8 protein-coding genes and 1 pseudogene are annotated in these 14,097 nt (G+C 46.1%); 8 read left to right on the top strand and 1 reads right to left on the bottom strand.

The annotated features are described in order from the left end of the window. Nucleotides 1–446: 446 nt before the first annotated feature. Nucleotides 447–2,135 (bottom strand): nucleoside kinase, encoded by a 1,689-nt coding sequence (locus A3GG_RS0105740; RefSeq protein ID WP_018358366.1) that lies wholly within the window; start codon nt 2,133–2,135, stop codon nt 447–449. Nucleotides 2,136–2,221: 86 nt separating this feature from the next. Between A3GG_RS0105740 and A3GG_RS13090 the strand changes: the two are divergent. From A3GG_RS13090 to A3GG_RS0105690, 8 genes and pseudogenes are all read left to right on the top strand, one after another. After that, nucleotides 2,222–3,149 (top strand): annotated as a pseudogene (locus A3GG_RS13090) (sulfatase/phosphatase domain-containing protein). A gap of 36 nt (nt 3,150–3,185) precedes the next feature. After that, a complete protein-coding gene (locus A3GG_RS0105720; RefSeq protein WP_026215663.1) occupies nt 3,186–4,601 on the top strand; it encodes a Gfo/Idh/MocA family protein in 1,416 nt (471 codons plus the stop codon). Between the two features lie 261 nt (nt 4,602–4,862). Further along, nucleotides 4,863–5,999 (top strand): OmpA family protein, encoded by a 1,137-nt coding sequence (locus A3GG_RS0105715; RefSeq protein ID WP_018358362.1) that lies wholly within the window; start codon nt 4,863–4,865, stop codon nt 5,997–5,999. A gap of 184 nt (nt 6,000–6,183) precedes the next feature. Beyond that, entirely contained in the window at nt 6,184–8,247 is a 2,064-nt protein-coding gene (gene htpG, locus A3GG_RS0105710; protein WP_026215662.1) for a molecular chaperone HtpG, read from the top strand. A gap of 672 nt (nt 8,248–8,919) precedes the next feature. Beyond that, nucleotides 8,920–9,396, top strand: a complete 477-nt coding sequence (locus A3GG_RS0105705; RefSeq protein WP_018358360.1) for a cytidine deaminase — start codon at nt 8,920–8,922, stop codon at nt 9,394–9,396. 8 nt (nt 9,397–9,404) lie between these two features. Further along, the gene (gene dnaX / locus A3GG_RS0105700; protein ID WP_018358359.1) at nt 9,405–11,165 is read left to right on the top strand and encodes a DNA polymerase III subunit gamma/tau; all 1,761 of its coding nucleotides are present in this window, start codon (nt 9,405–9,407) and stop codon (nt 11,163–11,165) included. A gap of 45 nt (nt 11,166–11,210) precedes the next feature. After that, a complete protein-coding gene (locus A3GG_RS0105695; protein ID WP_018358358.1) occupies nt 11,211–12,404 on the top strand; it encodes a C1 family peptidase in 1,194 nt (397 codons plus the stop codon). 97 nt (nt 12,405–12,501) lie between these two features. Further along, the gene (locus tag A3GG_RS0105690; protein ID WP_018358357.1) at nt 12,502–14,043 is read left to right on the top strand and encodes a fimbria major subunit; all 1,542 of its coding nucleotides are present in this window, start codon (nt 12,502–12,504) and stop codon (nt 14,041–14,043) included. Nucleotides 14,044–14,097: the final 54 nt, after the last annotated feature.

Raw genomic sequence — 14,097 nt, 5'->3', positions numbered from 1 at the left:
TTGTTAATCAGTCCCGACATGCCTATTTTCTCCCAATATGAGATGAAAAATTGAGCTCCCCCGATTGCAGTCTTGCGATTTGTGCTAATAAATTGTACCTTTGCCATAACAAGTCCTCTATAATTTTTTGTAATATCTATACGAACATAAAGATACAAAAAAATCTGGACATAAGCCCTGTATTCTCCTTGAATACAGGGCTTTAATTATCAATAGCGCCACCTACTAATAATCAGGGGCTAACGCATACTTTGCGGAATCTAGGTAGGAATAAATTTCCCTACTTCCGCGAGCCAAAACGGGTGCTTGCGCTAGGCGCGTTTGGGGCTCGCACAACCTTATATGAGGTCATAATAGGTGGTGCGAGCCCCTCATGTATCTATTGAAGATGATCGTCTATATATAAAGTCCAAAAGGACAGTATAATAGGTGTGCGTTGTTTGCGTTTAATAGTCGAAGGCACTACCGCCTAGGAACTCTCGGAGGAGGGAGTTGAGCGGCGTGGACTCGAAGGGGAGCGACTCGAAGAGGTTGAGGAACTCTAGCAATCGGCTAGCAGTAGGATAGGCTGGACTCGTCTCTTGTACCTCGTTGAGGGCTTCTACGGCTTGGCTCTTGAGGGCTGCAAGTTCGTAGAGCATGCCACTATTAAACATTATGTCGGCATTCTCCTGGTAAGGGAAAATCCACTTCTCCTCCCCTCTGCGTACATCCGTCCAGCGCATGATGGTTTCCTCGGCAGAGGTGCCACGGAATTTCATATCGCGCACCATGCGTCGAATCAATCTGTTGTCACTTGTAGAGATCCAGTTGTGGCTATCTATAGAGAGCGGAGTGAGTGCAGAGACATAGATGCGGTAGATGGCTTCGTCTGGAATCCCTTGCAGGAGCTCAGGGTTGAGTGCGTGTATCCCCTCCATTATAAGTATGCCATGGTTTTCCAGTTTCATCTGGCTACCGCTGCGGTACTCTCGTTCGCCCTTCACGAAATTATAGGTAGGTATCTGTACTTCTTCTCCTGCCATAAGTAGCTCTATATCGCTTCGGAGCTTGGGGAGATCGATGGCGTAGAGGCTCTCGTAGTCGTAGTTGCCAAACTCGTCTAAGGGCGTATCTACTCGATTGATATAATAATCGTCGAGCGAGATGGCATAGGGCCATATGAGATTGGCGATTAGCTGGGTAGAGAGACGCTTAGCAGTTGTTGTTTTGCCTGAGGAGGAAGGTCCGGAGAGGAGCACTACTCGGAGACCTTGGTCGTATCGAGAGGCAATCTCGGAGGCGATAGAGGCTATCTCTTTTTCCTGGAGGGCTTCGGAGAGGGTAATGATTTGATTGGAGCGCCCTTCTCGGATAGCTTGGTTGAGCGGTGCTACATCCTCTACCCCTATGAGCTTGAGTAGGGCGAGGTGATCTTTGAATACTCCGAATTGCTTAGGCTGTCGTACCCTGTCGTAGAGCTGCTCTGGATCTCGGTGATTGGGCATGCGTAGTAGGAAGCCATCCCGTTGTTTATCGAGACCGAAGTCCCATATCATCCCAGTGGAAGGGAGTAGAGGTTCAAATGTGTAATCTCGGTAACCGTCCATCTCTACAAGGCGTACGTAGTGCTCTCCCTTGTGGGTCAGGAGATCTGCTGTGGTATGCCTGCCTTGTTGTTGGAAGTATTCTATGGCATCATTACTCCTTATATATGTAGTGTCGATTGGGAGGTCGGCGCTAATGATCTCGCGCATACGGTGTGATAGTTGCTCTAGCATCTCGGTGGTAGGATGTGTCTCGCGGCTCCCGATAATGCCATAATACCCATTGGATAGCGCATGCTCAATCACCACCGGAGGGAATCCCAAATCAGCAGCTACCTTGTATAAAACGAATGCAACCGTACTGGTGTAGGTGCGGCGCCCATTGGGCGTCTCGTATCCTACGAAAGAGAGCTGACATGGACGGTGAAGCGGATGAGAGAGAGGGGTAGGTTTGTTATTGACCAATGCGAGCATGGGTAATCCCTTGGGGCTGCCCTCAAGGGTGCCGACATGCTCTTGGAAGATATCGAATGGCGTGATACCAATAGGGTAATAGAGGTCTACTTCACTGCCTTCTAGTCTGATATTTATTTCTTTTGTAGTATACATTAATCAATTATTTAATTATCTGAATATTATTGCTATATTTGCAAAGATACAGATTTGGTAATAAACCATTGTGCTTGTTGGTGTATATGCGAAGAGGAGAAAAAGCCATTGAGAGGGGGATTATGCTTGTGGCGCCTGTGTTGCTGTGTTCATGTGGAAGCGTGAAGACGGAAGATGGAGCGCCTAAGCGATACAATATTTTGATCATAGAAGCTGATGACCATACGCAGCAGATGCTCAGTGCCTATGATAGTAGGTATGTGCAAACACCTAATATGGATAGGATAGCTGAGGGTGGGGTACGGTTCGATAATAGTTTTGTAGCGAATAGTATCTCTGGACCGAGTCGAGCCTGTCTCCTAACGGGTAAGCATAGTCATGCCAATGGCTTTACGAGTAACGAGCGAAGTAGTTTTGATGGTCGCCAGCAAACGTTCCCTAAGCTCCTACAGAAAGCAGGCTACCAGACGGCTATCATAGGCAAGTGGCACCTGCATACCTTGCCAACAGGATTTGATTACTGGGAGATACTGCCTGGTCAGGGAGAGTACTACAACCCCACCTTTATCAAAATGCAAAATGATACGGTGCGCTTCGAAGTGTGGAGGAATTGGAGCAGAATATAGATCTTGCGCCTACTATTCTAGACCTAGCCGGTGTGGAGGTACCAAGCGATATGCATGGGCGTTCTCTCTTGCCTTTGCTTAAGGGCGCAGAGCAATTGGGGGGCGTGACGCTCTTTACTACCATTACTATGAGTATCCAGCTGAGCACATGGCGATGAGACACTATGGGGTGAGGACGGATAGGTACAAGCTGATGCACTTCTATCATGATAGGGATTTCTGGGAGCTGTATGACCTAGAAAAGGATCCGCATGAGCTGGTCAATGAGTATGACAACCCTGAGTATGCTAGGGTAAACGGGGAACTAATGACTCAGCTAATCAAGCTTCAGACACAGTATGGCGATACTACGGCACTTCGACTCAATGCTAAGAGACTGGAGGAGTAATATTATATATTAATGAATAAAATAGATCAACAACTTATGATGAAAAGAATTGTGCTCTTGATGTCTGTATTGGCTCTAGTGCTAAGTGCTTGTGGAACCACTGCAACACTAGAGAAGGGGGCAGCGGCAGTCCCCGAGGTGATTATGACGAAAGTGCCAGTGCGCCCTGAGGGACAGCACCACATGGTAAACTTTGCAGCACCGAAGATGGATAAGGTGCGTATCGGCGTGATAGGGCTCGGTATGCGTGGCCCTGGTGCAGTGGAGCGTTTTTGCTTTATCCCTGGTGCTGAAGTAGTGGCGCTTTGTGATATTCACCAAGACCGGGTGGAGAAGTCCAATAAGATTTTAGAGAAGAATGGCAAGCCTAAGGCAGCGGAGTATTTCGGAAGTGAGGACGCTTGGAAGCAACTTGTGGAGCGTGATGATCTTGACCTTATATATATTGTGACAGACTGGCGCAACCATGTGCCTATGGCTCTCTATGCTATGGAGCAGGGTAAGCATGTGGCTGTTGAAGTACCTGCAGCACATTCTCTGGAGGATATTTGGGCGCTTATCAATACGGCTGAGCGTACACAGAAGCACTGTATGATGCTGGAGAACTGTGTGTATGACTTCTATGAGCTTACGATACTTAATATGGTCCAGAAGGGCTTGCTAGGTGAGATTGTCTATGCTGAGGGAGGATACATCCATCAGTTGGAGGAATTCTGGAATTATTATGAGGGTGACTGGCGCATGACTTTCAATAAGCAAGTGCGCGGCGATGTGTATGCGACACATGGGATGGGACCAGCAGCGCAGGTGATGAATCTGCACCGCGGTGATAAGATGAACTATCTCGTCTCTATGGATGCCGCGCCTGTGAGCATCCCAGAGTGGCTGAAGAAAAACCGTAATGAGGTGGTGGCCGACTTTCAAAACGGACAGCACACGCTCACCCTTATTCGTACCGAGAAGGGGAAAACGATTGAGATGCACCACGATGTGGCTACTCCACGCCCTTATAGCCGACAATACAATGTGGCAGGGACAAAAGGGTATGCCTCTAAGTACCCTATGCCTCTTCTTGCACTTAAGTCAGAGTCTATTGATAATGGTGTGGCACCAGATCATGAGAATCTAAATTCGCACTCTTGGTTGCCCAAAGAGGTGCAGGAGAAGTTGCTAGTGCAGAATAAGCATCGTATTCATACGGAGCTAGAGGAGAAGGCGAAGCAGGTAGGAGGTCACGGAGGCATGGACTTTATAATGGATTACCGCCTTATCTACTGTCTAATCAATGGGCTGCCTCTAGATATGGACGTGTATGATATGGCAGAGTGGAGCTGTATTTCTCCATTGTCTAGACTTTCTATTGAGCATAACTCCGCGCCTGTAGCAGTGCCAGACTTCACAAGAGGGTATTGGAATCTAGTCGATGGTTATCACCATGCTTTCGTAGACTGATTTACCGTCTTCTAGAGCCTATTTATACATGTACTGATAGGTTTTCTTTGGCTTAAAGTCGGTAAAAGAATAAAAAAATGACTGGATAGTGTGGTTTTTCAATAGTTATTGCTATCTTTGTCGCATAAAGTCTGAGAATGGCTGATGTGTCGATATGATATAAAGGCTAGTTTTCGGGTCTCTGGTACTATTTAGTATTTGAGATAAGATTGATGTTGAATAATAATAATTAATTGATTGTACAATTAGAGAGTTTTTTTTATGAAGACAAAGTTTATCGCACTTGCTCTTGCAGGTGTATTCGCACTAAGCGCTTCTGCACAGGAGGTTAAGACCTCTTCAAATTTCGCAGATCAGCCAGCTAAGAATGTAGCTTTCCTACCTAATAGCGGCAACTGGTTCATCACTCTTCAGGGTGGTGTAGACTACGCTTTCGGTTGGGGTCTATTCAAGAGCACTCCTAAGACTGACGCTAAGTTCATGGATCGTATGAACTACACTGCAGGTCTAGGTATTGGTAAGTGGCACAACCCTTACTTCGGTACTCGTCTGATGATTGACTGGAATTGGCTAACTAATCCATACCAGGCTCCTGTTAACAAGAAGTATCCTAAGTATCACGCTCTTAACCCTCACTTCGACTTCCTATTTGATGTTACTAACTACTTCGCTTCTTACAAGGCAGACCGTGTATTCCACTTTGTGCCATGGATCGGTGTTGGTTACCAGGCAATGATGGGTAGTGGTAAGTTCGACTTCAAGAACATTGACAACATGGTTACTGCTAATGCTGGTATCAATTTGGACTTCCAGATTGCTCCTGCTGTTACATTCACCATCGCTCCTTCTGTTGCTGCATTCCCACAGAATGACAACATCGCTGCAAACGCACAGCTCCGCGCTGGTCTTACTTTCAACATCAACCCGGGCTTCGAGGCTGTTGAGCCAATGGATTACGCTCTTGTTAATAGCCTACAGAGCGAGATCAACTCACTACGTAGCCAGAATGCTGAGCTTAGCAAGCGTCCAGTACGCTGCCCAGAGTGCCCAGAGGTTGCTGCTGTAGCTACTCAGGTTAAGAGCGAGAACGTAGTATTCTTCCGTATTGGTAGCGCTAAGGTTGACCGCAACCAGATGATCAATATCTTCAATACTGCTGAGTTCGTTAAGGCTAACAATGCTCCTGTAGTAGTTGTAGGTTATGCTGATGCACAGACTGGTACTTCAGAGTTCAACATGAAGCTCTCTGAGAAGCGTGCACGTGAGGTTGCTCGTATCCTAACTGACGAGTACGGTGTATCTTCTGATCAGATCACTATCGACTACAAGGGTGACGGTGTTCAGCCATATGCTGAGAACGCTTGGAACCGTGTAGTTATCATGACTGCAGAGAAGTAATCCAATCGGATACTAAATCAGACAGGAGGTCGTAGGCTTAGGTCTACGACCTCCTTTTTTATATGTCTATACCGCAATAATAGTGGTTCTTTTTGTCAGTCTTCCCTGTCTTGGCACCGACTTTGCATATATAGAGCTTGAAAGTATAATATTAGCATATGTATATAATATGAGTGACAAGACAATGAAGAATGGTAAGATTGGGGTACAGAGCGACAACATGTTCCCAATCATCAAGAAGTTTCTCTATAGTGATAATGAGATCTTCCTGCGTGAAATAGTATCTAATGCCGTTGATGCCACCCAAAAGCTACGTACTCTAGCAAGTAAAGGAGAGTACAGTGGTCCAATGGATGATCTCAAGGTAGAGGTAAAGATTGATGGTGATAAGCTTATCATAAGTGATAAAGGTGTCGGTATGAGTGCCGATGAGATTGAGAAGTACATCAATCAGATAGCTATCAGCGGTGCCGAGGAGTTTGTCCAGAAGTACAAAGACGATGCTGCCAGCATCATCGGTCACTTTGGTCTAGGCTTCTACTCTAGTTTTATGGTCTCTCGTAAGGTCGAGATCTACACCCAGAGCTACCGGGAAGAAGAGGATAGTATCCGTTGGATCTGCGAAGGCAACCCTGAATTCTCTATGGAGGTAGCCGAGAAGCGTCCACGTGGTACCGATATTATTCTGTATATCGATGAGGAGTCCAAAGAATTCCTTGAGCCAACACGTATTCGCCAGTTACTAGAGAAGTACGCTAAGTTCCTCCCTGTGCCTATAGTCTTTGGTAAAGAGAAAGAGTGGAAAGATGGCAAGGAAATGGAGACCGATAAGGATCTCGTGATTAATGCTACCGAGCCTCTCTGGATTAAGATGCCTAGTGAGCTAGAGGATAAGCAGTATGAAGACTTCTATCAGATGCTCTATCCGATGAGCGAAAAGCCGCTCTTCTGGATTCACCTCAATATTGACTATCCTTTTAACCTCACTGGTATCCTTTACTTTCCTAGAGTCAAGAGCAATATGGATTTACAGAAAAATAAGATCCAACTCTATTCTAACCAGGTCTTTGTTACCGACTCTGTCGAAGGCATTGTGCCAGATTTTCTAATGCTCCTACATGGCGTCATTGACTCTCCCGATATTCCCCTCAATGTCTCCAGAAGCTATCTTCAAGCGGATCATAATGTGAAGAAGATTTCTTCATATATTACTCGCAAGGTAGCCGACAAGCTCGCAGAGCTATTCAAGGACGACCGTGTGACTTACGAGGAGAAGTGGGAAGTACTTGATCTCTTCGTCAAATATGGCATGCTTACCGATGAGAAGTTCTACGAGAAGGCAGAGAAGTTCGCCCTTCTCAAGAATACTCAGAAGAAGTACTATACCCTCGCTGAGTACCGCGATTTGATAAGCTCTGAGCAAACGGATAAGGATGGGCACGTCGTCTACCTATATGCCGTAGATCTTGAAAAGCAATACAGCTACATCAAGGCAGCCAATAACCGTGGTTACGATGTGCTTTTGATGGATGGTCAGCTAGATATCCACGTTATTAGCATGCTTGAGCAAAAGGTGGCACAGTCTCACTTTGTAAGGGTTGATAGCGATACTATCGACAACCTGATTAAGAAAGACAGCACTATGGGTGACCATGCTGAGGTATCTGAGGAGGATAAGAGACTTCTTGAGCATCTATTCGAACAGCAGTTGCCAAAGGAAGATAAGGTGATGCTATCTGTCCAGACAAGTCATCAAGGGAAGGATGCCAAACCGCTTGTACTGGTTCAAGGTGAATATATGCGTCGTATGAAGGACATGGCTGCTATGCAGCAGGGGATGAACTTCTATGGCGAGTTGCCAGATAGTTATGTGGTGAACCTCAACCTTGATCACCCTGTAGTAAGGGGCATAGCAGTCGTTTTCAACGAGACGGAGAGCGAAGACTACAAGGCGCTTCAAGCCGATCACCGTGGTCAGGAGGCTAGAGTGGCAGCTATTCATCAGCAGCTAGACGATGACAAGTTGAGTGATGAAGAGAAGAAGACACTCCGAGACGATCTATCTGCCACCAATGATAAGATTAGCGAAATCGATGAGAAACTCTCCGAAGTCTACAAGGCATTCGGTAATAACCATAAGGTTATTTCTCAATTGATTGACCTCGGACTTCTCTCTAGTGGTCTCCTCAAGGGTGAAGCTCTCGATAGCTTTATCACTCGCTCAATGGACTTCCTAAGTGAAAAGTAATAGGTTCCTGTCGCTAATATGACAGCTAACAATAGGGAATGGACGACCTCCGTCCCCACAAAACGCAAAAGGGCTATGCGGGCATGTGCTTGCATAGCTCTTTTGTATATATGTACGTAGACGATGAAGCGTTCTAGCAGAGCACTGCGAGTCGTACAGCCTTGTAAAGGTCAGCCACTTAGTGCGCATAGTCAAGTAAATTAGGAAATGAGAGTCAACAGACCAGTGAAACCTCAGGCACGTAAGGTCAACTAGATAGTTAAATTGCCCCGAAAATGGTCAACTAAATTCAGGAAAAGACGGATACCGTAGGGGCGAAAAACCTTTCACCTCTACCCATACACCGCCCTCGGTATACCTCATGACCATTTAGTATATACTAATTATCTGATTTAATATATACTAATTAGACCATTTAATATATATCAAATCACTCAATTAGTATATATTAAATGGTCATATGCTTAATATAGCGCGGGCAGCTAGGAGCCAACGAACGTTTTTGCGGTTCCGTATAAGACGGTTGTTGGCTCCCTATTTCTGTATTTCGTGAAGATGGCTTCGTCCTATTTTACTGTGGTTTTTGAGATTTCGTACTCAAATAATATTTTAGGATTGGGTAATAAATTGGTATCTTTACCCTGCAAGTGAAACCAACTTATGTAGACGAAGATGAAGAAGAGTGAAATCGTGGTGCCAGTAGTGGAGAAGGAGTTTGACGAGCTAAGCAGTGCTGAGCGTGAGTTAGTAGATGCTGCTCGTACTATTGCTCGTGATGCTTATGCCCCTTACTCAAAGTTTAGAGTAGGTGCGGCAGTTAGGCTACAGAGTGGTAGGATAGTCACTGGATCCAATCAGGAAAATGCCGCTTACCCATCTGGTTTATGTGCCGAGCGTACCACGCTCTTCTACGCAGGTGCTCAGTATCCTGATGATCCTGTGGTCGCTCTTGTGGTAACCGCCATGAGGGGAGATAACCAGTACGCTGCTGTGGCAGCACCATGTGGCGCATGCCGTCAGGTAATTTTGGAGACAGCAGATAGGTACAAACATCCCTTCCCAGTATATCTAGCCGGACCAAATTCAGTGAAAATCGTAGATGATTGTAGGCTTCTATTACCTATTAATTTCGATGCTTCTTCTCTCTAAGTACGATAATGAGTGACTTTGTAGTATCGGCTAGGAAGTACCGCCCGAGTACGTTCGAAAGTGTAGTGGGGCAAAAAGCCCTTACCACTACGCTGAAGAATGCTATTGAGCAAAATAAGCTTTCTCATGCTTATCTATTTTGTGGACCAAGGGGAGTGGGCAAGACATCGTGCGCAAGGATATTTGCCAAGACGATAAACTGCCAAAACCGTACGCCATCAGGAGAGGCATGCAATGAGTGTGAGAGCTGTATAGCCGCCAATGAACAGCGCTCTTATAATATTATGGAGCTGGATGCAGCATCCAATAACTCTGTCAATGACATCCGTCAATTGATAGATCAGGTATACATCGCACCTACAAGTGGTAAGTATCGGGTGTATATTATCGATGAGGTGCATATGCTCTCTAGTAGTGCTTTCAATGCCTTTCTTAAAACGCTCGAGGAGCCTCCAGCTCATGCTATTTTCATACTAGCAACAACGGAGAAGCACAAGGTGCTGCCCACAATTATATCGCGCTGTCAGGTACACGACTTTAGTCGAATCACAGCCCATGATATTGCCGATCACTTGCAGTGGATTGCGCAGAACGAAGGGATCTACACTGAGCCCGAAGCGCTTCAGATGATAGGGATTGCGGCAGATGGAGGTATGCGCGATGCCCTCAGTATGTTTGATCAGATTGCTGGCTTTGGAGGAGGGAGGATTACCCTACAAGGCGTGCGAGAAAATCTCAACTTACTGGATGAAGATGAGTACTTCAAGTTGCTCTACTATGTTACTGAGGGGTCATACCCCAAGACACTAACGCTTGTGAATGACCTACTCATACGAGGATATGAGGGGGATATCATCATGCGAGGTTTCTCTGCATTTCTCCGCAATGTACTTTTGGCACAATCGTCGGAGACACTTTATCTAGTGGAGACACCTTTGTCCATTCGAGAGCGTATGCAGAAGGCTGCGGCCTATACGCCAGCCTATATGCTTTGGAACTACCTTAAAGTGAGCAGTAGTTTTGGTGCGCAATACAAGAGCAGTGGAGATAAGCGGCTTGCGCTAGAGGTGGCGCTAATGAAGATGTGCGAGATGAATAGTAATAGTCCGCTTGCAACACCTCCTTCGGTAGAGCCTACTCATCCAGCTCCCACGGAGAGTGCTAAGCCATCTGCACCGCACCCCCCTCAGCAAACTGCTATACCGCCAACGGCTAATCCGCAAGGAGGAGTAGGGCAGATGAGCCAGCCGCAGCAGGTCTATACGCGTCCGACAACTACCCCCAAGGAAGAGCGTAAGAAGCCCCCTCAAGGGAGTGGCGCACAGAAGATGTTTGGCATCAACATAGCTACGGGGAAGCAGTTCGGTGCGCATAAGGAAGAGGATAAGGGCGGAAAGGAACTCAATAGGTCGGAGGATTATTCGGAGGAAGACCTTCAGCGGAGTTGGCGCAAGGTGACTTCGCTGGTCAAGGCGCCTATTGCACGACAAGTTTTGGAGCGTAATCTGCCTGCCAAGTCGACAGACCACAGGATCAATATTGTGGTGCAGAGCAATACCCATCGCCAGCAAGTCTTGGAGGTGATGGATATGATTTTGCAGACGCTCCATGATGATCTACAGAATGACCAGATTGGCATCACTATCGACGTGGATGTACAGCAGGTAGAGTCTGGGCCTCAGACCCCTCAGGAGAAGTTGGCATTCCTTACCAAGGATAACCCTTGGTTGCAAGCCATGACTAATGATCTGGAGCTTTACCCTCGGTAATTGTAATCTAAGTAATTTTTTATATAACCATTAATCAGTAAGTAAATGAATCGTATTCCTAAAGTTCTTACTACGCTCGTTTTGCTTCTCGGGCTTACAGCGCCAGCGATGGCACAAAAGGAGCAGTATCAGTTCACCGTTCAGAAGGAGCTTCCTATCACTGCGATCCAGAACCAGGCTAACTCTAGCACTTGCTGGGCTTTCAGTGGTCTTGGCTTTCTCGAGATGGAGGCTATTCGTGCCACAGGCAAGAGCGTTGTGCTCTCTCCCATGCATGTGGTGTCTCACTCCTATAGGGACAAGGCAGAGAACTATCTTCGCTATCATGGCTATGCCAACTTCGGTCCTGGTGGATCGTTTTATGATGTCCTCTACTCTGTAAAGCACTACGGCATTGTGCCCATGAGTGAGATGACAGGCCTCCAGTATGGTACCGAGCGCCATAATCATAACGAGCTACATAAGGTGGCAGAGGCATATATCAATGCTATCGTAAAGGATACCGATAATAATGGTATGACCACGGCTTGGAAAAAGGCATTTGGTGGTATCATTGATTCATATCTAGGCGAGGCTCCTGAGAGCTTTACTTACGAAGGAAAGACCTATACGCCACAGAGCTTCGCAAAGTCTATAGGACTTAATATGGATGACTATGTATCGCTGACAAGCTTTACCCACCACCCTTTCTACCAGAAGTTCATCTTGGAGATTCCTGATAACTGGAGAAATTCATCGTCATACAACCTCCCTCTAGATGAGTTTATGCAGGTGTTCGACAACGCTATAAATAATGGTTACGGTATCGCTTGGGGTGCTGATGTAAGCGAGGTTGGTTTTAACCGCGATGGTCTCGGTATTCTTGTGGATGTGAAGACTGCAGAGACTACAGGTTCGGATCAGGCACGCTGGATAGGCGCAAGCCCTAGCGACAAGAGGTCTATGATACAAGAACTTGTACGTACTCCAGGCACTCCTGAGATTAAGGTAACACAGGAATGGAGACAAGCTGGCTATGATGGCTTCACTACTACCGATGACCACGGAATGGTGATCTATGGTATCGCTAAAGACCAGACAGGTAAGAAGTTCTATATGGTTAAGAACTCATGGGGAGAGGCTGGTGCATATAAGGGTATCTGGTATGTATCCGAGTCTTTTGTCGCTGGTAAAACAATGAACATTGTAGTTAATAAAAACGCTATACCTAAGGCTATTCGAACGAAGCTCGGTTTGTAATGCTTATCATTGACCAATAATATCAGCCCCCTCTATCTACACTCTCAGCAGCGTAGCATAGAGGGGGCAATAATTAATAACTATAATTACTAAGAAAATGAAGACACATCTTTTATGCGCTATTGCGCTATTATTCCTACTCTTAGGATGTAACAAACGTGTAGAACTTGGCGGTACTCCTGCTCCTACTGATGGGCGAAGGACTGTTGAAGTAAGCTTCGGCGGTAGCATGAATAGCTTCTCTCAGAAAGGCACTCGTGCTTATCCTACCGATGCTCAGGCAGAGCGGAAGCTCAGGGTTAGCTTTTCGGGCTTGAGGATTGTATTCTACTCAGTCAACGTAACTGACCCTAAGCAACCCGATAAGGTCGTTTATGCCTTTGATAAAGATATATCTGCAGATAAGGGGGAGTTTAGTGGAGGCGACTTGGATATCTCAACTACGACTACCGATGATGGTTTGGCGTTTAAGGTGAGAGGTAGTGAGCGAATCAAGGCAGATAACTATATCGTTTACGTCTTTGCTACAGTAAACTCTGAACTTAAGGCAGCTACTGCTGTGGGGCAGCCCTTCTCTGAACTAAAAAAACCAATGAACTACCTCGATGAAGAGGATATTCACAAAAACTACTTACAGAAAAGCCATTACGTCTCTGAGCCAATTACGGTTACCAAGGAGCTCTTCGGAGATAATGCGGTAGCGAAGGTATATTCTCTTCCAACCGCAAAGTTGTCTGCTATCAATGCGCTAGCATCTGTTGCTTGGACGCCTAAGGTGAATGACCCCGCTATGGAGCTCCTTGATGAAAATCTGCAGTTCTACCCTGATGTTCAGAGTAGGAAATATCTTCTTTTCCCAGAGTACGATAAGCATATAGAGGAGACGCTAAAGCTGAAGTACCCAATTGATGCCAATTACACTGGCTTCGCAAGTAAGGGGATAGACGAACTGGCTTCCGAGTTTATCTATCGTACTAAGCTCACCACAACGACAATAAAGAACAATTATACCACAGACCCTGAAGTGCCGAATGTCTACCGCACAATCCCTGAGAATACTCTCGCAAGTAGTGAGAGTCGGTCCAATACGGTCACGAGGTTGATAATAAGAGTGCGTATGATACCAAAAACGATTAAGGAGAAGCTCACCCCTGATCAGCTAAAAGACAAAGGACTGAGTTGGGTGAACTATCATGGTACTTTCTACGAAGCCAAAGCCTTTTTGGCGCTTTACAAGAAAGCTAAGGATAATCGCTCACAGAGCGATGAGGATAAGCGACTTATGGAGGCTGCCAATCGCTTCCTCGTAAATGGAAGTCTTCCTTCTGCCGATGAGGAGGAGGGCGGATATGAGGGTAATGATGTCCAGTATTTCCACAGATGCTATACCTACTATGCGCTACCGATTACCCACTTCACGCCTGCACAACTCAATGGTAATATCAATAACGGGGGCTACTTTGGTGTCGTACGTAACTACCACTACAAGTTCGAGATTAAGTCTATGGCAGGACTGGGTAAGGCCTGTTATACCGCTTTTCCCTATGATACTGACTTGCTGGGCGAGCATGCCACCAAGCAGGATCAGATACTATCCGATATGGATGTGATTACTAATATAGTAGACGAGCTCTACTAGTCATTGTTGATAGTATAAAAGGAGGGTGCTACTGTTCGTACAATAGCACCCTCC

Origin of the sequence: Porphyromonas levii DSM 23370, from assembly GCF_000379925.1 — a bacterium.
Classification (GTDB): Bacteria; Bacteroidota; Bacteroidia; order Bacteroidales; family Porphyromonadaceae; genus Porphyromonas_A; species Porphyromonas_A levii.
Note: the sequence above shows the minus strand (reverse complement) of the source record. Positions and strands in the feature narration are given on the sequence as shown.

Coding starts and splice junctions, on each gene's coding strand:
- A3GG_RS0105740 (WP_018358366.1), bottom strand. CDS start 2,135: ATGTATACTACAAAAGAAATAAATATCAGACTAGAAGGCAGTGAAGTA.
- A3GG_RS0105720 (WP_026215663.1), top strand. CDS start 3,186: ATGATGAAAAGAATTGTGCTCTTGATGTCTGTATTGGCTCTAGTGCTA.
- A3GG_RS0105715 (WP_018358362.1), top strand. CDS start 4,863: ATGAAGACAAAGTTTATCGCACTTGCTCTTGCAGGTGTATTCGCACTA.
- htpG (WP_026215662.1), top strand. CDS start 6,184: ATGAAGAATGGTAAGATTGGGGTACAGAGCGACAACATGTTCCCAATC.
- A3GG_RS0105705 (WP_018358360.1), top strand. CDS start 8,920: ATGAAGAAGAGTGAAATCGTGGTGCCAGTAGTGGAGAAGGAGTTTGAC.
- dnaX (WP_018358359.1), top strand. CDS start 9,405: ATGAGTGACTTTGTAGTATCGGCTAGGAAGTACCGCCCGAGTACGTTC.
- A3GG_RS0105695 (WP_018358358.1), top strand. CDS start 11,211: ATGAATCGTATTCCTAAAGTTCTTACTACGCTCGTTTTGCTTCTCGGG.
- A3GG_RS0105690 (WP_018358357.1), top strand. CDS start 12,502: ATGAAGACACATCTTTTATGCGCTATTGCGCTATTATTCCTACTCTTA.